Below are 24,330 nucleotides of genomic sequence, written 5' to 3'. Positions count from 1 at the left end.
GGCGGGGCCTCACCCCTCCGGCCGCCGCGTCCTGCTCCAGCGGAAGCCGTCGAGAACCATGGCTCAGTTCAACCTTCCGAAGAATTCCCAGATCACCCAGGGCAAGTCCTGGCCGGCCCCGCCCGGCGCCAGGAACCTGCAGACCTTCAAGATCTACCGCTGGAACCCGGATGACGGGGCCAACCCGCGGATCGACACCTATCAGGTCGACCGCGAGGATTGCGGCCCGATGGTCCTCGACGCGCTGCTGTGGATCAAGAACAAGGTCGACTCGACGCTGGTCTTCCGCCGCTCCTGCCGCGAGGGCATCTGCGGCTCCTGCGCGATGAACATCGAGGGGCAGAACGCGCTCGCCTGCACGATGGGCATCGACGAGTGCAAGAGCCCCGACAACGCCCTGCCGGTGATGACCCGCAAGGACAAGGACGGTGCGATCCGGATCTACCCGCTGCCGCACATGCCGGTCCTCAAGGATCTCGTGCCGGACCTGACGAATTTCTACGCCCAGCACGCCGCCATCGAGCCCTGGCTCCAGACCGAGACGCCCGCGCCCGAGAAGGAGTGGCGCCAGACGCCGGAGGACCGCTCCCGCCTCGACGGCCTCTACGAGTGCATCCTGTGCGCGTGCTGCACCACGTCGTGCCCGAGCTACTGGTGGAACGGCGACAAGTTCCTCGGCCCGGCGGCCCTGCTGCAGGCCTATCGCTGGCTGATCGACTCGCGCGACGAGAACACGGGCCACCGCCTCGACGGGCTGCACGACCCGTTCCGGCTGTACCGCTGCCACACGATCATGAACTGCGCCAACACGTGCCCGAAGAGCCTGAACCCGGCGAAGGCCATCGCCGAGATCAAGAAGATGATGGTCGAGCGCACGCTCTGATCGTGCAGTCGAGTCGGGTGTTGAGGCCTCAGGGCCACACCCGTCCGAAAAGGCCGGCTCTCCGCAGCAGAGTTGGTCCGGGCTGAGAGGGCTGCCTTGCGGACAGCGCAATTGCCACGGAGTCAGGATCGAAGCGCCTCCGCGCCGTGAATCCTGACCCGAAGTGGACCGATGCTGCGCCCGAGCCTGTCGACGTTCGCCGTTCTCTGTCTGGCCGCCAGCCTCGGCGCCTGCGCCTCCAGCCGCCTCGACGGGCCGCGCACCCGGGGGCCGTCGCCCCAGGCGTCCCTGGACACGGTGCCGGCCATGCCGTCGGGCACGGTGACGGCGGCCCCGCTGGCGCCGCCGCCCGGCGTCGCGGCGAGCCCCGACGCGCCGCCCCCGCCCGGTGCCCAGGCGGCCGCGCCGCCCGCCGGCGGCCCCACCGTGATCGCCGAGCCGGTCGCCCCGCCGGCGCCGCCGCCGCCGGTCGCCACGGGCGGCCGCTCATCGGTGGTCGGAAGCTGGGATGCGCGGGACGCGACCGGTGCGAACTGCAAGGTCACGCTCTCGAGCACCCCGGCCCTCGACCTCTACCGGGCGACGGCCTCGGGCTGCGCCAACAAGGATCTCGCGCGGGTCTCGGCCTGGGACTTCCGCGACGGCGAGGTCTACCTCTACCAGCCGGGCGGCTCGGTGGCGGCGCGGCTGCGCCAGGGCGGCGGCGGCCTGGAAGGCGCCCTCACCAAGTCCGGCGCGGCCCTCGCCCTGAACCGCTGAGGCCGGGCGGCGCGACCACGCCGCGCGGTTGGCGCGCGGCGGGAGGCGCTTACATGAGGGGCTCCCGCCGCGTCACGCCCCCATCAACATGTTCCTCGATTGGCTTGAACGCCGCGTCGACCCCTTCGCGCCCTTCGACGAGGCGCGGATGCCGCCGCGGTCGGTGCTCGGCTTCGCCTGGTTCTACCTGCGCCCGATCCGCGCCGCCCTGGCGGCGCTGTTCGTCATCGCGGTGATCGCCGGCACGGTCGAGGCCTCCCTCTACCTCGTGATGCGCTGGTTCATCGACCTGCTCGGCTCGGCCGACCGGGCGACGGTGCTGTCGGACCACGCGGTCGAGCTGGGGCTGGTGGTCCTGCTGATCGCCGTGGTGCGACCGCTGTCGATCTGGGCCCACGAGGTGCTGTCCAACCAGCTCGTCGTGCCGCAATCGACCAGCCAGATCCGCTGGCGGGCGCATCTCTACACCCTCGGGCACGCGCTCTCGTATTTCCAGGGCGACTTCTCGGGACGACTCGCCAACCGCGTCGTCCAGGTGGGCCCGGCGGTGCGGGAACTCGCCGTCGTCTTCATCGACACGCTCCTGTACGTGGCGATCTACGCGATCACCGCGGTCGGGCTGTTCAGCGCGATCTCGCCGTGGCTCGCCGTCCCGGTGCTCCTCTGGATCGCCGCCTACGCGGCCCTGACCGCGTGGTTCGTGCCCCGGGCCCGCGCGCGCTCGCACAAGACCGCCGACACCCGCTCGACGCTGATCGGCCGCATCGTCGACAGCTACACCAACATTCTGACGGTGAAGCTCTTCGCCCGCGACCGCGAGGAGCGGGCCGCGGTGCAGGACGCCGTGGAAGTCCACACCGCCGCCTATCTCCACCAGTTCCGGCTGGTCACCCTGACGACAAGCCTCCTCGGCCTGCTCAACAGCGGGCTCCTGATCGCGACCGGCGCGGCCTGCCTCGTGCTGTGGCGCGACGGCGGCATGACGACCGGCGAGGCGTCGGCGGGGCTCGCCCTGGTGCTGCGGCTCATCGCCATGTCGGGCTGGGTCATGCAGACCGTGCGCGGCGTCTTCGAGAATGTCGGCGTGGTCCAGGAGAGCATGCAGACGATGGCCCGGCCGCACGCCCTCGTCGACGCGCCGGACGCGCGGACGCTCGCCGTCACCGGCGGCGAGATCCGGTTCGAGGAGGTCGGCTTCCACTACGGGCGTGGCGACGCCACCGTCATCGAGGATTTCTCCCTGACGATCCGTCCGGGCGAGAAGGTCGGGCTGGTCGGCGTCAGCGGCGCCGGCAAGTCGACCCTGGCGGGCCTCCTCCTGCGGCTCTACGACGTGGAGAGCGGGCGGATCCTGGTGGACGGCCAGGACATCGCGACGGTGACGCAACGATCCCTGCGCGAGGCCATCGCGATGGTCAGCCAGGACACCTCCCTGCTGCACCGCTCCATCCGCGACAACATCGCCTACGGCCGCCCCGGCGCCACCCAGGCGGAGATCGAGCGGGCCGCGCGGCTCGCCCACGCGGACACGTTCATCGCCGATCTCGTCGACCACAAGGGCCGGCGCGGCTACGATGCCCAGGTCGGCGAGCGCGGCGTCAAGCTGTCCGGGGGCCAGCGCCAGCGCATCGCCATCGCCCGCGTCATGCTGAAGGACGTGCCGATCCTGATTCTCGACGAGGCGACCTCGGCGCTCGACAGCCAGGTCGAGGCGGCGATCCAGGAATCCCTCGACACGCTGATGGCTGGCAAGACCGTGCTGGCCATCGCGCACCGCCTGTCGACGATCGCGGCCCTCGACCGGCTGGTCGTGATCGACCGCGGCCGGATCATCGAGGAGGGGACTCACGCCGAACTGGTCGCCGCCGGCGGCGTCTATGCCGGGCTGTGGTCGCGGCAGTCGGGCGGTTTTCTCGACGACGGGACGGCCCGGTACGACAGCGCCGTCGCCTGAGCGTCGGAGGAGCGAGATTGCCGGCAACATACCGCTACGATCGAGGGGCGACCTTATCGCCGCGCCGCACACTGCGGCTTGACTCGGGGGCGGCAGACGGTCTCATTGCTCAGATTAGAACCATAATGCTTTGTTCCCGGGACGAGCCGGGACGAGGGCACCTGCGGCCCTGACGCCGACGCATGGAGTTCCGAACCTTGGCGAACACATCAGCCGCCGCTGCCGCGGGCTCTGGTCATGAGGGCAGCCGCCGTGACTTTCTGTTCCTGGCGACGGGCGCCGGGTTGGCGGTCGGGGCGGGAGCCGTCGTCTGGCCGCTGATCTCCTCCATGGCGCCCGACGCCGACACGATCGCCGCCGGCGCGCCGATCGAGGTCGACCTGACACCGATCCAGGACGGTCAGATCATCAACGTCTTCTGGCGCGGCAAGCTGATCTTCGTGCGCAAGCTGACCGCCAAGGAAGTGACCGACATGAAGGCGGTCCCGCTCTCGGCCATGATCGACCCGGCCGCCTTCCCGACGCGGGTCAAGAATGGCCACGACCACTGGCTGGTGGTCTACGGCAACTGCACGCATCTCGGCTGCGTGCCGATCGGCCACCAGGGCAATTTCGAGGGCTGGGCCTGCCCGTGCCACGGCTCGCAATTCGACGCGGTGGGTCGCGTGCGCCACGGACCGGCGCCCATCAACCTGCCGATCCCGCCCTACGCCTTCCAGACCGATACCAAGATCCGGATCGGCGAAGGCGGCAAGGAAGCGGCCTGAGGAGGACGGAAGCATGAGCGGAACAGCCAGCACCTACGTCCCGAAGAGCCGCGTGGCCAAATGGTTCGAGGCGCGCCTGCCCATTGCCGGGCTGGTGCACTCGTCCTTCATCGCCTACCCGGTTCCGCGGAACCTCAACTACTTCTGGACCTTCGGGGCGATCCTCGCCGCCTTCCTGGGAATCCAGATCGTCACCGGCATCTGGCTGGCGATGCACTACGAGCCCTCGGCGACAGGTGCCTTTACCTCCGTCGAGAAGATCATGCGCGACGTGAACTACGGCTGGCTGCTGCGCTACGCGCACGCCAACGGTGCCTCGATGTTCTTCGTGGCCGTCTACGTGCACATGTTCCGCGCCCTCTATTACGGGTCGTACAAGGCGCCGCGCGAGGTGCTCTACATCCTCGGCGTCGTCATCTACCTCTTGATGATGGCGACCGCCTTCCTCGGCTACACGCTGCCGTGGGGCCAGATGAGCTTCTGGGGCGCGACCGTCATCACCAACATCCTGGCGGCGATCCCAGTGGTCGGCGACACGATTCAGACCCTGCTGTGGGGCGGCTACTCGGTGGGCAACCCGACCGTGAACCGCTTCTTCTCGCTGCACTACCTGCTGCCGTGGATGATTGCCGGCGTGGTCGTGCTGCACGTCTGGGCCTTGCACGTCACCGGGCAGAACAACCCGGCCGGCATCCCGATCAAGTCGGGCAAGGACGCGGTGCCGTTCACGCCCTACGCGACGGTCAAGGACGTGTTCGCGACCTGCGTGTTCATGATCCTGTTCGCGTGGTTCCTGTTCTACCAGCCGAACTATCTCGGCCACGCCGACAACTACATCCAGGCGAACCCGGCGGTGACGCCCGCGCACATCGTGCCGGAATGGTACTTCCTGCCGTTCTACGCGATCCTGCGCGCGGTCCCGAGCAAGCTCGGCGGCGTCATCCTGATGTTCTCGGCGGTGATCATCCTGGCGTTCGCGCCGTGGCTCGACACGTCGCGGATCCGGTCGTGCAACTACCGGCCGATCTACCGCCAGTTCTTCTGGGTGTTCATCGGCGCGACCCTCCTCCTCGGCTGGCTCGGCTCGCAGCCCCCGGAGGGCGGCTACGTGCTCGCCGCCCAGGTCTGCACCGCCTACTACTTCGCGCACTTCCTGATCGTCATGCCGCTCTGCGGCCTGTTCGAGACGCCGAAGAAGTTGCCGGGCTCGATCCTCGAGAGCGTGACCGGACCGGGCAAGCAGGTGACCGGATCCGGCATGCCGGCGGGCGCCGCCGCCGCTCCGACCACCAAAGGCTGACGGGCTGACGACAGGACCATGATGATGACCCGCGTCCTCTCGACGACCGCCGCGGCCGCCCTGGCGGCCCTGCTGATCGGCGCCGTGCCGGTCTCCGCCCAGGAAGGGCATGGCGGGCCGATCCCGGCCCGCGTGAATTGGAGCTTCGCCGGCGTGTTCGGCCGCTTCGACACCGCGCAGCTGCAGCGCGGCTTCCAGGTCTACAAGGAGGTCTGCTCCGCCTGCCACTCGATGAAGCTGGTCTCCTTCCGCAACCTCGCGCAGGAGGGCGGGCCGCACTTCTCCGCCGGGCAGGTCAAGGCGCTGGCCGCGACCTACCAGGTGAAGGACGGGCCGAACGACGCCGGCGACATGTTCGAGCGGCCGGGCCGCCCGGCCGACACCTTCCCGCCGCCCTTCCCGAACGATCAGGCTGCGGCCGCGGCCAACGGCGGCAAGGCCCCGCCGGACTTCTCGGTCATCGCCAAGGCGCGGACCTTCTCCCGCGGCTCGCTCTACTTCCTGACCGACTGGCTGCCGCTCGTCGGCTACTCGGAGCAGGGGCCGGACTACATCCACGCCCTGATCAACGGCTACCAGGATCCGCCGAAGGACTTCGCGCTGCCGGAGGGCGGCCACTACAACAAGTACTATCCGGGCCACATCATCGCGATGCCGCCGCCGATCACCGACGGGCAGGTCTCCTACCCCAAGAACGATCAGGGCCAGCCGGTCGTGCCCGAGACGCTGGACCAGTACGGCAAGGATGTCTCGGCCTTCCTGATGTGGGCGGCCGAGCCGCACATGATGGACCGCAAGGCCCTGGGCTTCAGGGTGATCCTGTTCCTGATCATCCTGTCGGGCCTGCTCTACTACGTGAAGAAGAAGATCTGGGCGGATGTCGGCGGCGAGGTCCACGGCCTCCAGCCGGAGCTGCACAAGACCTACTGAGGCGGGCCGGATCGGTTCGCAGTTCGGATGGGCCTCCCTCGCGGAGGCCCATCTTTTTTTCGGCCGGCGCTCCATGCTACCGCTCGCCCGCCGCGACGGTCCGCCTCACGAGACTGCCCGCCCCCTGCACCACCTCATCCTGAGGTGACCGCGTCGGCGGGCCTCGCAGGAGGGCTTCAGGGATCAGAGCGGCGTCCGGAGGTCTCCGTCGAGGCCTCCGCATGGCTCCGGCACCCGAGGACGAGGTGCCGGGTGGGATAGGCCGCGCTGCCGAGGCGTCGCGCGTTGAGGGAGTCCGGCATGAGCGCCGCGGTACTGGGTGTCATGGGTGGGTCCGGCGTCTACGACCTGCCGGGTCTCGAGGACGTGCGCGAGGAGCGCGTGGCGTCGCCCTGGGGCGAGCCCTCGGACGCCCTGCGGATCGGGCGCATCGGCGACACCAAGGTCGTGTTCCTGGCGCGCCACGGGCGGGGGCACCGGCTCTCGCCGTCGGGCATCAACTACCGCGCCAATATCGACGCCCTGAAACGGGCTGGGGTCACTGACCTCGTCGCCCTCTCGGCCTGCGGCTCCTTCCGCGAGGACCTGCCCCCGGGCCTCTTCGTGCTCGTCGACCAGTTTGTCGACCGCACCCACGGCCGGGCCTCGTCGTTCTTCGGCGACGGCTGCGTCGCCCACGTCTCCCTCGCGCACCCGGTAGGCCCCGGCCTGCAGGCGCGGATCGCCCAGGCCGCGAAGGCCGAGGACATCGCGGTCCATCGCGGCGGCACGTACGTGTGCATGGAGGGGCCGCAATTCTCGTCGCTGGCCGAATCCCGCGCCTACAAGGCCCAGGGCTTCGACGTGATCGGCATGACCAACATGCCCGAGGCCAAGCTCGCCCGCGAGGCGGAGATCACCTACGCGACCATCGCGATGGTGACCGACTACGATTGCTGGCACCCGGGCCACGATGCCGTCGACGTCGCCGCGGTGATCGCCGTCGCCCGGGCCAACGCCGACAAGGCGGCGCGGCTCGTCGCCCGTCTCGCTCGCGATTTCCCGGGCGAGCGGGAGCCGTGCCCGGCGGGTTCGCACCGGGCCCTGGACGGCGCGATCATGACGGCGCCCGCCGTCCGGGATCCGGCGCTGCTCGCCAAGCTCGACGCCGTGGCGGGGCGGGTTCTCAACGGCTAGCCGGCCGGCCTTTCCATTCGGCGACGAGTCCCTCTAGAAGGCGCGGGCGGCCCGGGCCGCCCCCGACGCGAAGTCCAGACCGAAATGCGCAGCGCCTCCATCAGCCGGAAGACCGCGGAGACCGATATCGCGGTCACCGTCAATCTCGACGGGACCGGGCGGTCGAAGATCGCCACCGGCATCGGCTTCCTCGACCACATGCTGGATCTGCTGGCGCGGCACGCCCTGTTCGACCTGGACGTGAAGGTCGACGGCGACCTGCACATCGACCAGCACCACTCGGCCGAGGATTGCGGCATCGCCCTGGGGCAGGCCTTCGCCAAGGCGCTCGGCGACAAGCGCGGGGTCACGCGCTACGCCGACATCCACCTGCCGATGGACGAGGCGCTGACCCGGGTCTGCGTCGACATCTCCGGCCGGCCCTTCCTGGTGTTCCGCACGACGTTCCGCGTGGAGAAGATCGGACAGTTCGACACCGAGCTGGTGCGCGAGTGGTTCCAGGCCTTCGCGATGAATGCCGGCCTGACGCTCCACGTGGAGACCCTCTACGGCGACAACGCCCACCACATCGCGGAGAGCTGCTACAAGGGGCTGGCCCGCGCCTTGCGGAAGGCCGTGGCGATCGATCCGCGGGAGGAGGGGCGCGTTCCCTCAACCAAGGGCTCTCTGTAGACCCGTTGTCGTCGGGCGCCCGGATCGGCCACACGGCCGTCGCGGCGCGCGCTGTCGGAGTTTCGCGATGCGGATGCGCAGCTACACGCTCCACCTGCCGGCCGATGCGCGGCCCGGCGAGACGGTCGGGCTCGACCGGGCTCTCCTGGTACGTGACGGCTTCTCCTGGCCGGCCTTCGCCTTCACGGTGCTGTGGTTCCTGTTCCACCGCCTCTGGCTCGCCGCCCTGCTCGTCCTCGTCGGCCTCGTGGCGCTGGCCGCTGCCGGCATTGCCCTCGGGCTCCCGGCCGGTGCCGGCCTGATCGTCACCCTGCTGGCAGCCTGGCTGATCGGCCTCGAGGCCTCCAGCCTGCGCCGCTGGACCCTGGCGCGGCGCGGCTGGCCGGCGCGCGACGCGGTGGTCGCCGCGACGCCCGAGGAGGCCGAGGCCCGGGCGCTGAACCGCTGGATCGAGGCGATCCCGGGCGCCCCCCGGGCCCCGTTCCCGAGCGGCCCCAGCCGGCGGGCCGAGCCGGTGATCGGGCTGTTCCCCGCCCAGGAAGGCGCCCGGTGAGCTCCCGGGCGAGACGCGCATGACCACCGAGACCGTCGCGATCATCGATTACGGGTCGGGCAACCTCCACTCCGCCGCCAAGGCCTTCGAGCGCGCCGCCCGCGAGAGCGGGCGCGACGCGCGGATCTGCCTGACCTCGGACCCGGAGGTGGTGGCCGCGGCCGACCGCGTCGTGCTGCCCGGCGTCGGCGCCTTCGCGGATTGCCGCCGCGGGCTCGATGCCGTCCCCGGCATGGTCGAGGCGATGACGCGGGTCGCCCACGGGGCGGGCCGCCCGTTCCTCGGCATCTGCGTGGGGATGCAGCTCCTGGCGAGCCGCGGGCTCGAGTACAAGACCACGCCTGGGCTCGGCTGGATCCCCGGCGACGTCGGTCCGATCCGGCCCTCGGATCCGGCCCTCAAGGTTCCCCACATGGGCTGGAACACCCTGCGGACCGAGCGCGACCACCCGCTGCTCGCCGGCATTCCCACCGGCGAGGACGGGCTGCACGCCTACTTCGTGCACAGCTACGCGCTGCAGGCGGAGCGTCCGGACGACGTCGTCGCGCGCGCCGAGTACGGCGGCCCGGTCACCGCCCTCGTCGCCCACGGCAACGTCGCCGGCACGCAGTTCCACCCCGAGAAGAGCCAGCGGCTGGGCCTCGCGCTCATCGCCAACTTCCTGAACTGGCGCCCGTGAGCGCCGTTCGGCCCAGGCAAGAAGGACGGAAGCGCCCGTGATCCTGTACCCGGCGATCGACCTGAAAGAGGGGCGTTGCGTTCGCCTCATCCAGGGGGACATGGCGCAGGCCAAGGTCTTCGGCGACGATCCGGCCGCGCAGGCCGCGATCTTCGAGGCGCAGGGCTTCTCCTGGCTCCACGTCGTCGATCTCGACGGCGCCTTCGCGGGCGCCCCGCGGAACGCCGAGGCCGTCGACGCGATCCTCGCGCGGGTCACGATCCCGGTCCAGCTCGGCGGCGGGATCCGCGAGATGAAGACGCTGGAGGGATGGCTGAGCAAGGGCGTTGCCCGCGCGATCATCGGCACCGCGGCGGTGCGCGATCCCGGCTTCGTCCGGGAGGCGGCCCGCAAGTATCCCGGGAAGATCGCGGTCGGGATCGACGCCAAGGACGGCCGCGTCGCCGTCGAGGGCTGGGCCCAGACCTCCAGCATGACCGCGGAGGAGCTGGGGCGCCGGTTCGAGGACGCGGGCGTCGCGGCGATCATCTACACCGACATCGCCCGCGACGGGATCCTGAAGGGCCTCAACGTCGAGATGAACCTGGCGCTCGCCCAGGCCGTGCGCATCCCGGTCATCGCCTCGGGCGGCCTCGCGTCGATCGACGACGTCCACCGGCTGCTGCAGCCCGACTGCGCCCTGATCGCCGGCGCGATCACCGGCCGGGCGCTCTACGACGGCCGCATCGATCCGGAGGCGGCCCTGGCGGCGATCGCTGCGGCGCGCGGCCCGGCGGCGTGATATCCAGAGGCTCGCGACATGAGACGCCGCCCGTGCTGAAGACCCGCATCATTCCCTGCCTCGACGTGAAGGACGGGCGCGTCGTGAAGGGCGTGCGCTTCGAGGGCCTGCGCGATGCCGGCGACCCCGTCGAGGCCGCCAAGGTCTACGACGCGGCCGGCGCCGACGAACTGTGCTTCCTCGACATCACCGCGAGCCGCGAGGCCCGAGGCACCCTGCTCGACATCGTCAGCCGGACCGCCGAGGCCTGCTTCATGCCGCTGACCGTCGGCGGCGGCGTGCGCACCGTCGAGGACGTGCGCGCGCTGCTGCTCGCCGGCGCCGACAAGGTCGCGATCAACACCGCCGCGGTGAAGGATCCCGACCTCGTGGCCCGGGCCGCCGAGAAGTTCGGCGCGCAGTGCATCGTGGTGGCGATCGACGCCAAGCGCGTCTCGCCCCCCGGCACGCCGGCCGCCTGGGAGATCTTCACCCATGGCGGCCGCGACCCGACCGGGATCGACGCCGTGGCCTTCGCGCGGCTGGTGGCTGAGAAGGGCGCCGGCGAGCTGCTCGTCACCTCCATGGACAAGGACGGGACGCGCTCCGGCTACGATCTCGCCCTGACGCGGGCGATCAGCGATGCCGTCACCGTGCCGGTGATCGCCTCGGGCGGCGTCGGCGGCCTCGACGACCTCGTGGCCGGCGTGGCCGAGGGCGGCGCCAGCGCCGTCCTGGCGGCCTCCATCTTCCATTTCGGGCAGGCGAGCGTCGCCGAGGCGAAGGCGCACATGGCGGCGGCCGGCCTCGCCATGCGCCTCGACGGCCCGGCCTCTTCCGCGAGGGCGCCCCTGTGAGCAGCTACCTTCTGGCGAACGCCGACCTCCTCGATCCCGAGACCGGTCGCCAGACCGCCGGCGCGGTGCTGGTGAGGGACGGCCGCATCGCCGACATCGCCGCCGGCGCGGCGCCGGGCGCTCCGGCCGACGCGAAGCGCGTCGACTGCGCCGGTCGCGTGCTGACCCCCGGGCTGATCGACATGCGCGCCTTCGTGGGCGAGCCGGGGGCCGAGCACCGCGAGACCCTGGCCTCGGCGAGTGCCGCGGCGGCCGCGGGCGGCGTTACGACGCTCGTCTGCATGCCCGACACCAATCCGGTGATCGACGAGCCGGCCATCGTCGACTTCGTGCTCCGCCGCGCCCGCGACACGGCGAGCGTCAACGTCCTGCCGGCGGCCGCCATCACCAAGGGCTTGGCCGGCCGGGAGATGACCGAGTTCGGCCTGCTTAAGGAGGCCGGCGCGGTCGCGTTCACCGACGGGCTCAGGGCCGTGGCGAATGCCCAGGTTCTGCGCCGCGCCCTGACCTACGCCCGGGATTTCGACGCGCTGATCGTGCAGCACGTGGAGGAATCCGCCCTCGTCGCCGAGGGCGTCATGAACGAGGGCGAGCTCGCCTCGCGCCTCGGGCTCATGGGCATCCCCCGCGAGGCCGAAACCGTGATGCTGGAGCGCGACATCCGCCTCGTGCGGCTGACCGGCGCCCGCTACCACGCGGCGATGATCTCCTGCGCCGATTCGGTGGAGATCGTCCGCCGCGCCAAGCAGGACGGCCTGCCGGTGACCTGCGGCGTCTCGGTGAACAACCTCGTCCTCAATGAGAACGACATCGGCCATTACCGCACCTTCTGCCGGCTCTCGCCGCCCCTGCGCCACGAGACCGACCGTCAGGCGGTGGTGCGCGCCCTCGACGAGGGCGTGATCGACGTGATTGTGTCCGACCACAACCCGCAGGACGTGGAGACCAAGCGCCTGCCCTTCGCCGAGGCGGCGGACGGGGCGCTGGGCATCGAGACGCTGCTCGGCGCCGCCATGCGCCTCGTCCACACCGGCGACCTCGCGCTGCCCAAGCTCGTCGCCGCGCTCACCGTGAATCCGGCGCGCATCCTCGGCCGCGAGGCCGGCCGGCTGGCGGTCGGCGCCCCCGCCGACCTCGTGCTGATCGATCCCGATCTCCCCTACGTCCTCGACAAGCGCCGGCTAAAGTCGCGCTCCAAGAACTCCCCCTTCGACGAGGCGCGCCTCCAGGGCGCGGCGGTGCTGACGCTGGTCGGTGGCCGGATCGTCCACGCGGTCGACGACCTCGCGGCCGCCGCATGATGCCCCCCGATCTCGCGACCCCGGCCGCCCTCGGCGGCCTCGCCCTCGGCTACGCCCTGGGCTCGATCCCGTTCGGGCTGATCCTCACGAAGTTCGCCGGCCTCGGCGACGTGCGGGCGATCGGCTCCGGCAATATCGGCGCCACCAACGTGCTCCGCACCGGCCGCAAGGGCCTCGCCGCGGCGACGCTCCTGGGCGACGCCCTCAAGGGCACGGCGGCAGTCCTCATCGCCCGGCAGTTGGGCGAGGGCCCGGCGCTCGCGGCCGGGCTCGGCGCCTTCCTCGGCCACCTCTTCCCGGTCTGGCTGGGCTTCAAGGGCGGCAAGGGCGTCGCGACCTTCATCGGGGTGCTCCTCGCCTTCAGCCCGCCCGCCCTCGCGGCGTTCGCGGCGATCTGGCTCGGTCTCGCCTTCGCGCTCAAGTACTCGTCGCTGGCGGCGCTCGCCGCCTCCGCGGCCACACCCCTCGTCCTCTGGGCGCTGGGTGCCCCGACGCAGGCGTTGCTGTTCCTGCTCCTCGGCCTGCTGCTATGGTGGAAGCACGCGCCCAACATCCGCCGACTCGCGTCCGGCACCGAGGGGCGCATCGGCCAGAAGGGCTGAGTGCCGGCGCGCCGCGCCGACCTTCGGGCAGGTGTGGGGGTGGTGGATGCAGCTCACCGAGGCCCAGCGGCTCGACTGGCTGCGGCTGATCCGGACCGAGGGCGTCGGCCCCCGCACCTTCCGGAGGCTCGTGAACCGTTTCGGCGGCGCGGCCGCTGCCCTCGACGCCCTGCCGGAGCTCACCGGCCGCCAGGGGCGGCGGATCGTGCCACCAACCCGCACTGAGGCCGAGGCCGAGCTGGCGGCCCTGACCCGCCTCGGCGGCCGGCTGATCGCCACCGGCGAGGCGGAATACCCGCGGCTCCTCACACAGGTCGACGCGGCGCCACCGCTTCTGGCCCTGCGCGGCGCATCGATCCTCAATCGGCCCGCCGCCGCCCTCGTCGGCTCGCGGAACGCATCGTCGGCGGGGCTCGCCTTCACGGAGCGGCTCGCCCGCGGGCTCGGCGAGGCAGGCCTCACGGTGGTCTCGGGCCTCGCCCGCGGCATCGACGCGCGCGCCCACAGGGCGAGCCTCCGGACCGGCACGATCGCCGTCATGGCCGGCGGCCAGGACCGGATCTACCCGGCGAGCCACGCGACTCTGGTCGAGGCCATCCTGGCGGAGGGCGGCGCGGTCCTCGCGGAGATGCCGATGGGCTGGGAGCCCCGGGGGCGGGACTTCCCGAGGCGCAACCGGATCATCTCCGGGCTGTCCTACGGGACGGTGGTGGTGGAGGCCGCGCGCCGCTCCGGCTCGCTGATCACGGCGCGCTACGCCTTGGAGCAGAACCGGGAGGTCTTCGCGGTTCCCGGCTCGCCGCTCGACCCGCGCGCCGAGGGCACCAACGACCTGATCCGCCAGGGCGCCACCCTGGTCTCCGAGGTGGACCACGTGCTGGAGGTGCTGGGACCGATCATCGAGCGCGGCCCGGACGCCGAGGCAGCCCCGGCGCGCGGGCGGCCGGACCTGGCCGAGCAGCCGGATTTCTAAGACGAGATCGCGCTCGACGCGGCTCTCGACCCGGGACCGGAGCGAGCCGACGGCGCGTCCGCCGACAATCCCGCGCGCGACGAGCCGCCCGAGGCCGAGGACGACCGGGCGCGGATCGTGGCCCTGCTCGGCCCGAGCCCGGTCGGCACCGATGAGCTGGCGCGGAGCGCCGGGGTCGGTGCCCGGACCGTGCAGAGCGTGCTGCTGGAACTCGAGCTCGACGGACGGATCGAGCGCCACGGCAGCGGCACCGTCTCGCTGGTCAGCCGCTGAGGGAGTCCTCTTCGGGATCGTCGTCCGCATCGGCGTCCGCGAGGTTGCGTATGACGTCGAGGCAGCCCTGGAGGATGTAGGCGGCAGCGAGCTTGTCCACGAGTTCGCCGCGCCGCGCCCGCGAGGCGTCGGCCTCGATCAGCGCGCGGGTGACCACGGCGGTCGAGAGGCGTTCGTCGAAGAAGACGTGGGGCAGGGGGAGGATCGGCGCGAGGTTGCGCATGAAGGCGCGGGTCGACTGCACCCGCGGCCCTTCGCTCCCGTCCATGTTGAGCGGCAGCCCGACGACGAGGCCGCCGACCGCGTGCTGCCGGCACAGGGCGGCGAGCCGCTGCGCGTCGGGGGTGAACTTCACCCGGCGGATTGTCTCCAGCGGCGTCGCGATCTGGCGGCCGAGATCCGACAGGGCGAGGCCGATCGTCTTGGTGCCGAGATCGATGCCGATCAGGCGGGCGCCGCCGCGAGACTCGGCCGCGAAGGCGCGGATCGCGTCGAAATTCATGGTTCCGCCCGCGCGGCGCGCGCCAGAATGGCCTCGGTGACGCCCTCGAACCGGGCGGGGAGGGGCTCCGAGCCCGGTCCCAGGACCAGGGTCGCGGACGGCGCCGTGACCCGGGTGAAGAAGTCGTCGAGGCTCTCGCCGCCGAACCGTACCGTCTCCAGGTCAGGCGCCAGCAGCCAGACGTCGTACTCGCCGTCGGTCCCGGTGACGTCCCAGAACAGGAAGCTGCCGTCCTCGCCCGCGCCGAAGAAGCAGGCGCGCTCGACGACGCCGGCGTCGCCGCCGTCGACGTCGAACCGGTGCGGCTCCGCCCCGTCCTCCAGCATGGCGACCGCGGCGCCGACGCTGTGGGCGATGAGGGCCGCCTGGCTCACCAGATCGCAGGCCTCGAACGGTGCCGGCACGGCGACGCGGAACTGCCCGCCCGCCAGGCCGACGCCGCAGGTCCGGCAATAGTCGCGGTAGGAGGCCGGCAGGGCGAAGCCCAGCGCCTCCGCCGCACGGTCGAGGGCCACCTCGTCCGGCACGAAGCCCGGCGCGAGCTCCTCGAAGACCGTCTCCCACATCGCTCCCGCTCCACCGTCCACAGACTTCGGTTCCTCCGCAGATCGCCCCCGGTGCGCGCGGAGCCGTTCGCGTCTAGGTAGGTTAATGTTCCGTTAAACCACGCTGTAGGGGTCCGCCTTGTCGACGAACGGCCAGCTCTCCTCTTCCGCTCCGTCCGGCCGCCGGCGGGCGATGCCGCGCAAGCACCGCTGGATGCTGCTCCTCGCCTTCGAGGTGCTGGTCGCGGGCTTCACCCAAGCCATGATCCAGCCGGTCCGGCAACCGGGAATCACCATCGAGATGTCGGTGACGCCCCACCACGTCGTGACCTGATCCGCCCGTCGCCCGCCCGCGCCGAGCGCGCGGTCAGGCGGGTCCCGAACGGCCAGCCGCCCTGCGGGCGGCGCGGCATAGCCCACCCGCGTTGCGGTGCGTCGAGCGCCGATGCTATAGCGCGACCGACTTCGGGAGAGCGCTCCCGGGCAGGGACGAACGGGACGGCATGTCGGTCGACGAGAAGACGGTTCGGCGCATCGCGCATCTGGCGCGGATCGCGGTCACCGACGACGAAGTCGGGCCCCTGCAGGGCGAGCTGAACGCCATCCTGTCCTTCGTCGAGCAGCTCGGCACGGTCGACGTCGCGGGCGTCGAGCCAATGACCTCGGTGACGCCGATGGCGATGAAGAAGCGCGAGGACGTCGTCACGGAGGGCGGCCGCGCCGCCGACGTCGTCGCCAACGCACCCGAGACCGAGGACAATTACTTCCTGGTCCCGAAGGTGGTCGAGTAGGCCGAGGACGGCCCGGACCTTGCGGACCGGATTTCTGGCGGGCAGGCGCGCGGCGGCGCGCGCGGGGACGTGAACAGCGTGGATCCGAACGAACTTACCCTGGCCGAAGCGCGCGACGCCCTGAAGGCGAAGCGGATCTCGGCCCGCGAGCTGACCCAGGCCCATCTGGACGCCATGGCCAAGGCCCGCGCCCTGAACGCGTATATCCGGGAGACCCCGGACCGCGCCCTGGCGATGGCCGAGGCCTCGGACCAGAAGATCGCGTCCGGCGAGGCGCGGCCGCTCGAGGGCATCCCCCTCGGCATCAAGGATCTGTTCTGCACGCACGGCGTGACGACTACGGCGGGCTCCAAGATCCTCGAGACCTTCGAGCCGCACTACGAATCGGCCGTGTCGGCCAATCTGTGGCGCGACGGCGCCGTGATGCTCGGCAAGCTGAACCTCGACGAGTTCGCCATGGGCTCGTCGAACGAGACCAGCGCCTACGGCAACGTGGTCTCGCCCTGGCGGCGCGCCGGATCGGACGCGCCGATCGTGCCCGGCGGCTCGTCGGGCGGCTCCGCCGCGGCGGTCGCCGCGCGCCTCTGCCTCGGCGCCACCGCGACCGATACCGGCGGCTCCATCCGGCAGCCCGCCGCCTTCACCGGCACGGTCGGGATCAAGCCGACCTACGGGCGCTGCTCGCGCTGGGGCACGGTGGCCTTCGCCTCCTCCCTCGACCAGGCCGGCCCGATCGCCCGGACGGTGCGCGATTGCGCCATCCTGCTCGGCTCCATGGCGGGCGCCGACGCCCGGGACACGACCTGCGCCGACCTCGCGGTGCCCGATTTCGAGGCCGCCGTGTCGCGCGGCGTGAAGGGCCTGACCATCGGCATCCCGAAGGAGTACCGGGTCGACGGGATGCCCGCGGAAATCCAGAAGCTCTGGGACGAGGGCGCGGCGTGGCTCAAGGCCGCCGGCGCGACGATCCGGGAGATCTCGCTGCCGCACACCGCCTACGCGCTGCCGGCCTACTACATCGTGGCCCCGGCCGAGGCCTCGTCGAACCTCGCCCGCTACGACGGCGTCCGCTACGGCCTGCGCGTGCCCGGCAAGGACATCGCCGGGATGTACGAGAACACACGCGCTGCCGGCTTCGGCCGCGAGGTGAAGCGCCGGATCATGATCGGCACCTACGTGCTCTCGGCCGGATACTACGACGCCTACTACGTCCGCGCGCAGAAGATCCGCACGCTGATCAAGCGCGACTTCGAGGCCGCCTACGCGGCCGGGGTCGACGCGATCCTGACGCCGGCGACGCCGTCGGCCGCCTTCGGCATCGGCGAGAAGGCCTCGGCCGACCCGGTGGAGATGTACCTCAACGACGTGTTCACCGTGACGGTGAACATGGCCGGACTGCCGGGCATCGCCGTGCCGGCGGGGCTCGACGGCCAGGGCCTCCCGCTGGGCCTCCAGCTCATCGGCCGGCCCTTCGACGAGGAGACGCTGTTCGCGGTCGCCCAGGTGATCGAGGACGCGGCCGGTCGCACCGTCCTGCCCGAGCCGTGGTGGTCATGACCGTCCCGTACTATCCCTGGACGGTCTGGATCTGGGCCGCGTTCGATCCGGCGCTGATCGTGGTGGCGGTCTATCTCGGCTGGACCGCCAGCCAGTTCGGCAAGGTCTTCATCGCGGCGATCGCGGCGCTCGGCTTCTCGGTGCTGTTCTCCTACGCGGTCAGCGCGGCCGGCATCCCGTGGCCGGCGCCGATCACCCGCGACGGCCCGACCTTCTTCCCGGTCCGCGCCGTCGCGGCCCTGCTCTGGGCCGTCGTGGGCTACGGTGCCCGGCAGGCGGTCGGACGCCGCGCTTGACCCTGCGGGCAGGGGCCTCCTAGAAAATCTCTCGCTCGACGCATGCGGCGCCTCCGCCGTCTCTGCGAGCGCAGCGAAGCGATCCGGCGGTGCAACGCCTGGAAGCCTCGCGCTTCCCTGGATCGCTTCGCTGCGCTCGCAGAGACGGCGACGCCTCGAACGCCAGCCGCCTTTCGGACCGACCATGAACGCACCCGTCGACCCCAAGAAGCTGATCAAGGGCGGCCTCCACGATTGGGAGGTGATCGTCGGCATGGAGATCCACGCCCAGGTGTCCAGCCGGGCGAAGCTGTTCTCCGGCGCCTCGACGGAGTTCGGGGCCGAGCCGAACGACCACGTGTCGCTGGTCGACGCCGCGATGCCCGGGATGCTGCCGGTGATCAACGCCGAGTGCGTGGCCCAGGCGGTGCGCACCGGCCTCGGCCTGAAGGCCAAGATCAACCTGCGCTCCGTGTTCGACCGAAAGAACTACTTCTATCCGGACCTGCCGCAGGGCTACCAGATCTCGCAGTACAAGGACCCGATCGTCGGCGAGGGCGAGGTCCTGGTGGACTTGGCCGACGGCGCGTCCATCACCGTGGGCATCGAGCGCCTGCACCTCGAGCAGGATGCCGGCAAGTCGCTGCACGACCAGGACCCGACCCGGAGCTTCGTCGACCTCAACCGGTCGGGCGTGGCGCTGATGGAGATCGTCTCCCGGCCCGACCTGCGCTCGTCAGAGGAGGCGAAGGCCTACGTGACCAAGCTGCGCACGATCCTGCGCTACCTCGGCACCTGCGACGGCGACATGGAGAAGGGCTCGCTCCGCGCCGACGTGAACGTCTCGGTGCGCCGCCCCGGCGAGCCGCTGGGCACGCGCTGCGAGATCAAGAACGTCAACTCGATCCGCTTCATCGGGCAGGCGATCGAGACGGAGGCGCGGCGCCAGATCGCCATCCTCGAGGACGGCGGCAAGATCGACCAGGAGACGCGCCTGTTCGACCCGACCAAGGGCGAGACGCGCTCGATGCGCTCGAAGGAAGAGGCGCACGACTACCGCTACTTCCCCGATCCGGACCTGCTGCCGCTGGAATTCGACCAGGCCTACGTCGACGCCCTGGCCGAGGGGCTGCCCGAGCTGCCGGACGCCAAGAAGGCGCGGTTCGTCTCGGCCTTCGGCCTCTCGCCCTACGATGCCGGCGTGCTGGTCGCCGAGCGCGCCTCCGCGGACTATTACGAGGCGGTGGCGAAGGGCCGGGACGGCAAGGCCGCGGCCAACTGGGTGATCAACGAGCTGTTCGGGCGCCTCAACAAGGAGGGGCTGTCCATCGACGCGACCCCGGTCTCGGCGGACCAGCTCGGGGCGATCATCGACCTGATCGGCGAGGGCGTCATCTCCGGCAAGATCGCCAAGGACCTGTTCGAGATCGTCTGGACCGAGGGCGGCGACCCGCGCGCCGTCGTCGAGAGCCGCGGCATGAAGCAGGTGACCGACACGGGCGCCATCGAGGCGGCGGTGGACCAGATCATCGCGGCGAATCCCGACAAGGTCGCCCAGGCCAAGGAGAAGCCGACCCTGCTCGGCTGGTTCGTCGGCCAGACCATGAAGGCCACCGGCGGCAAGGCGAACCCCGCGGCGGTGAACGCGCTGCTCAAGGCGAAGCTCGGGATCGAGTGAGCCTTCCGCGGCGAGCGGCCAGTCCGCGCCCGGCCTCAGGATGAGTGCCGGGATCGGATGGCCGTCGCTTCGACGTCGCCGGCCAGTCCCATGCTCGCCAAAGCCACGACGAGATCCCGCCGCGGCGATGCCGGGCAGGTGGGCCACGAACAGATCCTCGAAGAGAAACCGCGGCGGAACGGCTCGAAGTGGGGCCTTTCGCGCATTCGAAGGCGTGCCATGCGTGGCCGCTTCTGCGCCCCTGGAGCCGCGTCCGTCCGGCTGTTCGTGTTGTGCCGCTAGGTCTCGGGCCGAACCTTTCCCTGAACCGTCTAGGCGGCATTCCGCTGCGGTGGAGTCATCCCTGTCTCCTCCAGCTTCCGACGACCGACACCGCTGCGAAACCTGATCGCGTCAAAATTTCGTGCCGGTCCGTGCCCGCTCTCGCTAAGCACAGATGGAGACTGCGCCCGTCCTCCAAGTCGGTCAATAGCTATTTTCTCGGCAAAAGGCTTTTTCGATCCACTTGCCCCCGCCACCGCACCGCAGCGCGTGCGAGCTCAATCACTTGGATCGATCCCGTGGCGCTGCGAAATATTGATTGGCCCGCAAGCTACTTGCCGGCGCCCATATTGTTCTCGACCAGAAAGCGGATGCCGCGGTCGAAGGACTCGTCCGTGTCGCCGCGCAGGTCCACGCTGTAGGCCTTCTCGGGCGCGTCGCCGGTGAGGGACTTCACGTAGACGTTGAGGTTGAGGATCAGGTTCGAGACCTTCTGCACCTCGCCGGTGATCGCGACATCCGCGCCGAGCTTGCGGGCGAAGTCATCCGCGCAGCCATTGCAGCGGCGCAGGTCGGCACTTCTGGTGACCTCATCCCGCACCGGCTCGGTCGAGACCACGACGAACAGGCCCTTCTTCTGGAGGAGGTCGCGCAGTTCGGCGCTGACCCGCTTCAGCCGCGCGGTGTCGGCGGCGTCACCCGGCACCGGCGATAGGTTCGAGAACTGGAAATCGAATACCGCGGCCCGCGGGGGCGCGGCCGCGGCCGGTCCCGCGGCCAGCAGGACGGTGGCGAGTGCGAGCAGTCGGTTCATCGTGATCTCCGGCGCGGATGCGTGTCCGGGAAACCGCGCCCCCGCCAACCGGGTCGCGTCCGCGCGGCGATTCAGCGCCGGTCGGCCTCCCGGGTGGGGCTGGCCGCCGGCTTTGCCAGGCCGGAGACGCGGTCGCGCAGGTCCATGAACCAGCTCGGTGCCGGGCCGCGGCCGCCGTTGACGAACACCGTCGCGGTCATGCCGGCGATGAGCGGGACGCCCGCCGGGACGTGGTCGATGCGGATGCGGACCGGCACCCGCTGGGCGAGGCGCACCCAGGTGTAGACGGGGTTGACGTCCGGCAGCCCCTGCGTGCTGGCGGCGGCGTTCGCCGTGGAGATGCCGAGCGTGATGCTGTGGACCGTGCCGGTCAGTTGCGGATCGAAGCCCATCAGCTTCACGTCGGCGGGGTCGCCGACGCGGATGTTGGACATCTTGGTCTCCTCGAAATAGCCGTCGATCCAGAAGGAGTCTGTGTCGACCACGTTGATGTTCGAGGTGCCGGTCCGGGCGTAGTCGCCGACCCGCATCAGCAGGTTGGTCACCCGTCCGTTGACGGTCGACCTCACCTGGGTGCGCTCCAGATTGACCTTGGCCTGCCGCAGCTGCGCCTGCGCGCTCTCCAGCGACGCCTCGGCGATCTTCGCGGCGCCTGCGAATCGCTGCTTCTCCTCGATCGAGGTCGACACGGTCGAGAGCGCTTGGCGCCGGGCCGACTCGGCGTTCTTCACCTGCAGATCGGCCTCGCGATTCTTGACCTCGGCATCCGCCGAGGTGACGGCGACCTCGAAATCGACCGGGTCGATGACGTAGAGGACGTCGCCCTTGCGGACGTTCTGGTTGTCCTGGACCCGGACCTCGACGATCTGACCGGCGACCTGCGGGGCGATGTTGGCGACCTGGACCCGGACCGTGCCGTCGCGCGTCCAGGGCGCCGCCACGTAGAATTCCCACACGAAGGCTCCCGCCAGGATCGCCGCGAGCAGGATCACGCCGGTGGCCGCGAGGCGGAACACCTTGGCGGCCCGGCCCCGGCGCGGCACTGCAGGCAGGGGGTCGCTCCGCCCGAGCGCGCCGTCGCGGGCGGCGGACTTCGGATCGTCCTCGTCGGCGGTCGTGTCGGGCATCAGATGAACGCGATCAGGAGGGCGAGGACACAGACGTAGAGGCCAGCTTCGGCGAGCGGGGCGTTGGCGACGTAGCGGCTGAAGCGGATGCGGGCGAAGACGAGGCGAAGGACGACCAAGATCACGAACGCGGCGAGCGCGTAAGCGACGAAGGCCGTGACCAGCACCCCGCCGACATGGATGTCCTCGTGCATGGTTACCCCGGAAGAAGCGGCAATCAGAATAGCGCGATGTCGAGGCGTTGGAGGAATCGCCTGTGGCGGACGATGGTTCGCGACGCGGTGACGAGGTCGCTGGCGACACGGGCCGTCGTGAGCCGCACCGCCCGGTCCTGGCTGGAGGCGGCGCGGATCAGGTCGCGCGCCGCCATCTCGAGCCCGCGATCGTCGCCTGCCGCGAGGGCGTCCCGCGCCCGCGGGATCGCGCCGCGCAGGGCTCCGACCGACCAGAGGCGGCGCAGTTCCGCGTGGGCCCGGGCGGCGGCGGCCTCCAGGCGGGCGAGGGCGAAGGCGTGGTGCAGGTTCGCTTGCCGCACCGCCGCGCTCCCCGAGCTGTAGGCGGCGAACTGGAACAGCCGGTCGGCATTCAGGCTCGTGCGGGTGGTGGCGTCGCCGCCCTGGCCGACGAGGGCGTCGGCGAGCGCCCGCCGCGCCGAACCGAGGGCGAAGACCCGCTGCTGGGCCGGCGAGATCGGCAGGATGAGGCGGACGATGATCGACAGGATCACGGCCGCCACGACGACGAGGAACGCGTTCAGCAGGAAGCTCAGGGCGTCGTAGGTCTGCGGGTTCGAGGGCCCCAGCAGGACGGGGAAGAACACAATCAGGATGAAGCCGACCCCGAAGGTCTTCGGGTTCAGCGAGAGGAAGCAGCCCAGGAAGATCACCGGCGCCATCACGAGCGCCAGCATCGGGAAGCCCTGGACACCGTTGAGGAGCGCGAACCGGGCGATGCCCGCCAGGGCGGCGGCCAGCGTCATGCCGACGACGACGCCGTTCGCGAACTTCTTCGGGTCCGGCGTCATCGACGACAGGGCCGCGGTGGCGGCCACCTGGACCAGTGCGAACGAGGCCTGGGGCAGGCCGAGCGCCGCGAAGGTGGCGGCGGTGACCGCGAAACTCAGGGCCACCCGCAGGGCGCCGCGGAGGGCGACCGGGAAGTCGCGGTGCGTCGGCAGTTCGGCGTCGCGCAGGGGCCTGTGGCCGTCGGCGACGGCGCGGATGCCGTCCTGCGCGAAGGTCGCGGCGCAGACGAAGTCGAGGGCGCGCTGGAGCACAACGACCTCGTCGAGGGGACGGGTCCCGTCGCGGATGGCCGCGTCGACCAGGTCGCGCAGGCGCTCGTCGTCGCGGTCCAGGGCGTCGGGATCGGGCGCGTCGGCCACCCGCCGGCAGATCGCCATCGCCTCCGCGACGGCCGGGCTCGGATCGCGCAGGGACGCGGCCGCGGCCCCGAGGCCGCGGATCGACGCCGCCATCACGTAGAGCGCGGCGATGCAGCTGCGCGCGCCGGCCGCGCGGTACCGGCCGTCGTCCAGCTCGCCCGCGATGGCGCTGGCATCGGCCCGCATCGGCGCGATGGCGCGGATCAGCGCGGCGGTGCGCGGGGCGCCGAGATCCCCCGACGCAAGAGTCTCGCGGGCGTAGCCGCGCGTCTGGTCCCAGGCCGCGCGCAGCTGCGGCAGCAGCGCCCGCCACGTGCTCGGCGAGGCGAGGGCGTCGTTGATGAAGGTGATCACGACGATGCCGAGCACGATCGCGGCGACGCGGGACACGGCGGCGTCGAAGGTCCCCTGCGGATCGTCGATCTGGCCGAGCGCGATGATCGCCACAGTGTAGCCGGACAGCATCGCGCCGTAGGCCCGCGTGTCCTGCAGAAACTGGGCGACGAAGACGCAGAGGCCGAGCCAGACGGTGAAGCTGAGGAGCAGCAGCACCCGGTCCTGGCCGAAGAGCGCCATGAAGACGAGCGCCACCGCCGCGCCGACGAGCGTGCCGAGCAGGCGGTAGACCGCCTTCGAGATCGCCTGCCCCCGCTTGGGCTGGGCGAGGATCGCCACGCAGGTGGCGGCGGACGAGGCGCTGTCAAGCTGGAGCCAGAATGCGGCGGCCAGCGCCAGCATCATGGCGATCCAGATCCGCAGCGCGAAGGCCCAGGCGGCCGGCTTCGGCACCCAGGCATCGAGGAACGCCAGGACGCGGTCGCCGAGCGGTTCGGGGCGGCGATCCGCGACGGAGCCGGCGGGGGCCTCAGCCATGCCGGACCCCGCGCGGCGCGCTGTCCACCGCCCGACCGGACGGAGAAGGGTCCGTCATCGCCTCGTGCCTCCTGCCAACCCGCC

General features: G+C 71.1%; 25 protein-coding genes and 1 pseudogene. 20 read left to right on the top strand and 6 right to left on the bottom strand.

All coding sequences use genetic code 11. The annotated features are described in order from the left end of the window. The first annotated feature begins 58 nt into the window (after positions 1–58). From ACX9MN_RS03550 to dprA, 15 genes and pseudogenes are all read left to right on the top strand, one after another. The gene (locus ACX9MN_RS03550) at positions 59–883 is read left to right on the top strand and encodes a succinate dehydrogenase iron-sulfur subunit (RefSeq protein WP_024831121.1); all 825 of its coding nucleotides are present in this window, start codon (positions 59–61) and stop codon (positions 881–883) included. Positions 884–1,054: 171 nt separating this feature from the next. Beyond that, the gene (locus ACX9MN_RS03545) at positions 1,055–1,642 is read left to right on the top strand and encodes a protease inhibitor Inh/omp19 family protein (protein WP_056521266.1); all 588 of its coding nucleotides are present in this window, start codon (positions 1,055–1,057) and stop codon (positions 1,640–1,642) included. A gap of 88 nt (positions 1,643–1,730) precedes the next feature. After that, the gene (locus ACX9MN_RS03540) at positions 1,731–3,596 is read left to right on the top strand and encodes an ABC transporter ATP-binding protein (RefSeq protein WP_489723701.1); all 1,866 of its coding nucleotides are present in this window, start codon (positions 1,731–1,733) and stop codon (positions 3,594–3,596) included. 182 nt (positions 3,597–3,778) lie between these two features. Next, positions 3,779–4,363 carry a ubiquinol-cytochrome c reductase iron-sulfur subunit gene (gene petA, locus ACX9MN_RS03535; protein WP_489723700.1) on the top strand — a complete coding sequence of 195 codons (585 nt, stop codon included), beginning with the start codon at positions 3,779–3,781 and terminating at the stop codon, positions 4,361–4,363. A gap of 13 nt (positions 4,364–4,376) precedes the next feature. Further along, positions 4,377–5,663, top strand: coding sequence for a cytochrome b (locus tag ACX9MN_RS03530; protein WP_020091775.1), 1,287 nt, complete (start codon positions 4,377–4,379; stop codon positions 5,661–5,663). An 18-nt stretch (positions 5,664–5,681) separates the two neighbouring features. Beyond that, positions 5,682–6,593 carry a cytochrome c1 gene (locus ACX9MN_RS03525; RefSeq protein WP_020091776.1) on the top strand — a complete coding sequence of 304 codons (912 nt, stop codon included), beginning with the start codon at positions 5,682–5,684 and terminating at the stop codon, positions 6,591–6,593. 300 nt (positions 6,594–6,893) lie between these two features. Then, complete coding sequence (locus ACX9MN_RS03520) at positions 6,894–7,769, top strand: S-methyl-5'-thioadenosine phosphorylase (protein WP_091678413.1); 876 nt, start codon at positions 6,894–6,896, stop codon at positions 7,767–7,769. 84 nt (positions 7,770–7,853) lie between these two features. Next, positions 7,854–8,441, top strand: a complete 588-nt coding sequence (gene hisB, locus ACX9MN_RS03515; RefSeq protein WP_020091778.1) for an imidazoleglycerol-phosphate dehydratase HisB — start codon at positions 7,854–7,856, stop codon at positions 8,439–8,441. A 73-nt stretch (positions 8,442–8,514) separates the two neighbouring features. After that, a complete protein-coding gene (locus ACX9MN_RS03510; RefSeq protein ID WP_026604734.1) occupies positions 8,515–8,994 on the top strand; it encodes a DUF2628 domain-containing protein in 480 nt (159 codons plus the stop codon). 19 nt (positions 8,995–9,013) lie between these two features. Further along, complete coding sequence (gene hisH, locus ACX9MN_RS03505) at positions 9,014–9,673, top strand: imidazole glycerol phosphate synthase subunit HisH (RefSeq protein WP_489723699.1); 660 nt, start codon at positions 9,014–9,016, stop codon at positions 9,671–9,673. A 37-nt stretch (positions 9,674–9,710) separates the two neighbouring features. Further along, positions 9,711–10,454, top strand: coding sequence for a 1-(5-phosphoribosyl)-5-[(5-phosphoribosylamino)methylideneamino]imidazole-4-carboxamide isomerase (gene hisA, locus ACX9MN_RS03500; RefSeq protein WP_489723698.1), 744 nt, complete (start codon positions 9,711–9,713; stop codon positions 10,452–10,454). A 32-nt stretch (positions 10,455–10,486) separates the two neighbouring features. Continuing rightward, the gene (gene hisF / locus ACX9MN_RS03495) at positions 10,487–11,290 is read left to right on the top strand and encodes an imidazole glycerol phosphate synthase subunit HisF (RefSeq protein WP_053620281.1); all 804 of its coding nucleotides are present in this window, start codon (positions 10,487–10,489) and stop codon (positions 11,288–11,290) included. Further along, a complete protein-coding gene (locus tag ACX9MN_RS03490) occupies positions 11,287–12,591 on the top strand; it encodes a dihydroorotase (protein WP_056521246.1) in 1,305 nt (434 codons plus the stop codon). Before hisF ends, ACX9MN_RS03490 begins: the two co-directional genes overlap by 4 nt. After that, positions 12,591–13,193, top strand: coding sequence for a glycerol-3-phosphate 1-O-acyltransferase PlsY (plsY, locus tag ACX9MN_RS03485; protein ID WP_244534981.1), 603 nt, complete (start codon positions 12,591–12,593; stop codon positions 13,191–13,193). The genes ACX9MN_RS03490 and plsY overlap by 1 nt, the downstream gene beginning before the upstream one ends. Positions 13,194–13,239: 46 nt before the next feature. Beyond that, positions 13,240–14,439 (top strand): annotated as a pseudogene (dprA, locus tag ACX9MN_RS03480) (DNA-processing protein DprA). Here the strand turns inward: dprA and ruvX are convergent. Together ruvX and ACX9MN_RS03470 are read right to left on the bottom strand one after the other, a co-directional pair. Further along, positions 14,429–14,941, bottom strand: coding sequence for a Holliday junction resolvase RuvX (gene ruvX, locus ACX9MN_RS03475; protein WP_489723697.1), 513 nt, complete (start codon positions 14,939–14,941; stop codon positions 14,429–14,431). The pseudogene dprA and the gene ruvX sit on opposite strands and share 11 nt — an antisense overlap. Beyond that, positions 14,938–15,507 (bottom strand): SMI1/KNR4 family protein, encoded by a 570-nt coding sequence (locus tag ACX9MN_RS03470; RefSeq protein WP_489723696.1) that lies wholly within the window; start codon positions 15,505–15,507, stop codon positions 14,938–14,940. Before ACX9MN_RS03470 ends, ruvX begins: the two co-directional genes overlap by 4 nt. Positions 15,508–15,679: 172 nt before the next feature. Between ACX9MN_RS03470 and ACX9MN_RS03465 the strand changes: the two genes are divergently transcribed. The 5 genes from ACX9MN_RS03465 to gatB all read left to right on the top strand — a co-directional run bounded on the left by ACX9MN_RS03465 (position 15,680) and on the right by gatB (position 19,787). Then, a complete protein-coding gene (locus ACX9MN_RS03465) occupies positions 15,680–15,820 on the top strand; it encodes a hypothetical protein (protein ID WP_012317484.1) in 141 nt (46 codons plus the stop codon). A gap of 169 nt (positions 15,821–15,989) precedes the next feature. Further along, entirely contained in the window at positions 15,990–16,277 is a 288-nt protein-coding gene (gene gatC / locus ACX9MN_RS03460) for an Asp-tRNA(Asn)/Glu-tRNA(Gln) amidotransferase subunit GatC (RefSeq protein WP_020091789.1), read from the top strand. 78 nt (positions 16,278–16,355) lie between these two features. Next, a complete protein-coding gene (gatA, locus tag ACX9MN_RS03455; protein WP_489723695.1) occupies positions 16,356–17,834 on the top strand; it encodes an Asp-tRNA(Asn)/Glu-tRNA(Gln) amidotransferase subunit GatA in 1,479 nt (492 codons plus the stop codon). Next, entirely contained in the window at positions 17,831–18,130 is a 300-nt protein-coding gene (locus ACX9MN_RS03450) for a hypothetical protein (protein ID WP_020091791.1), read from the top strand. Before gatA ends, ACX9MN_RS03450 begins: the two co-directional genes overlap by 4 nt. Before the next feature lie 184 nt (positions 18,131–18,314). Next, positions 18,315–19,787 (top strand): Asp-tRNA(Asn)/Glu-tRNA(Gln) amidotransferase subunit GatB, encoded by a 1,473-nt coding sequence (gene gatB / locus ACX9MN_RS03445; protein ID WP_091978070.1) that lies wholly within the window; start codon positions 18,315–18,317, stop codon positions 19,785–19,787. Between the two features lie 592 nt (positions 19,788–20,379). On the opposite strand, the gene ACX9MN_RS03440 is transcribed toward gatB, so the two are convergent. The 4 genes from ACX9MN_RS03440 to ACX9MN_RS03425 all read right to left on the bottom strand — a co-directional run bounded on the left by ACX9MN_RS03440 (position 20,380) and on the right by ACX9MN_RS03425 (position 24,246). Continuing rightward, entirely contained in the window at positions 20,380–20,862 is a 483-nt protein-coding gene (locus tag ACX9MN_RS03440) for a DUF3280 domain-containing protein (RefSeq protein ID WP_103985179.1), read from the bottom strand. A 71-nt stretch (positions 20,863–20,933) separates the two neighbouring features. Beyond that, positions 20,934–21,989: an efflux RND transporter periplasmic adaptor subunit gene (locus tag ACX9MN_RS03435; protein ID WP_489723694.1), complete on the bottom strand. Its 1,056-nt coding sequence runs from the start codon at positions 21,987–21,989 to the stop codon at positions 20,934–20,936. Further along, entirely contained in the window at positions 21,989–22,183 is a 195-nt protein-coding gene (locus ACX9MN_RS03430; protein WP_020091795.1) for a DUF1656 domain-containing protein, read from the bottom strand. The genes ACX9MN_RS03435 and ACX9MN_RS03430 overlap by 1 nt, the downstream gene beginning before the upstream one ends. A gap of 23 nt (positions 22,184–22,206) precedes the next feature. Beyond that, on the bottom strand, positions 22,207–24,246 hold the full coding sequence (locus tag ACX9MN_RS03425) for an FUSC family protein (RefSeq protein WP_489723693.1): 2,040 nt from the start codon (positions 24,244–24,246) through the stop codon (positions 22,207–22,209). Positions 24,247–24,330: the final 84 nt, after the last annotated feature.

Source organism: Methylobacterium sp. 1A (assembly GCF_058072805.1).
This window is presented reverse-complemented; position numbering and strand designations above follow the sequence as displayed.

Bases quoted from the DNA above. Each gene is read 5' to 3' on its own strand.
- hisH (WP_489723699.1), top strand. From the start codon at position 9,014: ATGACCACCGAGACCGTCGCGATCATCGATTACGGGTCGGGCAACCTC.
- gatC (WP_020091789.1), top strand. From the start codon at position 15,990: ATGTCGGTCGACGAGAAGACGGTTCGGCGCATCGCGCATCTGGCGCGG.
- ACX9MN_RS03470 (WP_489723696.1), bottom strand. From the start codon at position 15,507: ATGTGGGAGACGGTCTTCGAGGAGCTCGCGCCGGGCTTCGTGCCGGAC.
- ACX9MN_RS03435 (WP_489723694.1), bottom strand. From the start codon at position 21,989: ATGCCCGACACGACCGCCGACGAGGACGATCCGAAGTCCGCCGCCCGC.
- ACX9MN_RS03550 (WP_024831121.1), top strand. From the start codon at position 59: ATGGCTCAGTTCAACCTTCCGAAGAATTCCCAGATCACCCAGGGCAAG.
- ACX9MN_RS03545 (WP_056521266.1), top strand. From the start codon at position 1,055: ATGCTGCGCCCGAGCCTGTCGACGTTCGCCGTTCTCTGTCTGGCCGCC.
- petA (WP_489723700.1), top strand. From the start codon at position 3,779: ATGGAGTTCCGAACCTTGGCGAACACATCAGCCGCCGCTGCCGCGGGC.
- plsY (WP_244534981.1), top strand. From the start codon at position 12,591: ATGCCCCCCGATCTCGCGACCCCGGCCGCCCTCGGCGGCCTCGCCCTC.
- ACX9MN_RS03440 (WP_103985179.1), bottom strand. From the start codon at position 20,862: ATGAACCGACTGCTCGCACTCGCCACCGTCCTGCTGGCCGCGGGACCG.
- ACX9MN_RS03425 (WP_489723693.1), bottom strand. From the start codon at position 24,246: ATGGCTGAGGCCCCCGCCGGCTCCGTCGCGGATCGCCGCCCCGAACCG.
- ACX9MN_RS03540 (WP_489723701.1), top strand. From the start codon at position 1,731: ATGTTCCTCGATTGGCTTGAACGCCGCGTCGACCCCTTCGCGCCCTTC.
- ACX9MN_RS03530 (WP_020091775.1), top strand. From the start codon at position 4,377: ATGAGCGGAACAGCCAGCACCTACGTCCCGAAGAGCCGCGTGGCCAAA.
- ACX9MN_RS03525 (WP_020091776.1), top strand. From the start codon at position 5,682: ATGATGATGACCCGCGTCCTCTCGACGACCGCCGCGGCCGCCCTGGCG.
- hisB (WP_020091778.1), top strand. From the start codon at position 7,854: ATGCGCAGCGCCTCCATCAGCCGGAAGACCGCGGAGACCGATATCGCG.
- ACX9MN_RS03520 (WP_091678413.1), top strand. From the start codon at position 6,894: ATGAGCGCCGCGGTACTGGGTGTCATGGGTGGGTCCGGCGTCTACGAC.
- gatB (WP_091978070.1), top strand. From the start codon at position 18,315: ATGAACGCACCCGTCGACCCCAAGAAGCTGATCAAGGGCGGCCTCCAC.
- ACX9MN_RS03510 (WP_026604734.1), top strand. From the start codon at position 8,515: ATGCGCAGCTACACGCTCCACCTGCCGGCCGATGCGCGGCCCGGCGAG.
- ACX9MN_RS03465 (WP_012317484.1), top strand. From the start codon at position 15,680: ATGCCGCGCAAGCACCGCTGGATGCTGCTCCTCGCCTTCGAGGTGCTG.
- ruvX (WP_489723697.1), bottom strand. From the start codon at position 14,941: ATGAATTTCGACGCGATCCGCGCCTTCGCGGCCGAGTCTCGCGGCGGC.
- ACX9MN_RS03430 (WP_020091795.1), bottom strand. From the start codon at position 22,183: ATGCACGAGGACATCCATGTCGGCGGGGTGCTGGTCACGGCCTTCGTC.
- ACX9MN_RS03450 (WP_020091791.1), top strand. From the start codon at position 17,831: ATGACCGTCCCGTACTATCCCTGGACGGTCTGGATCTGGGCCGCGTTC.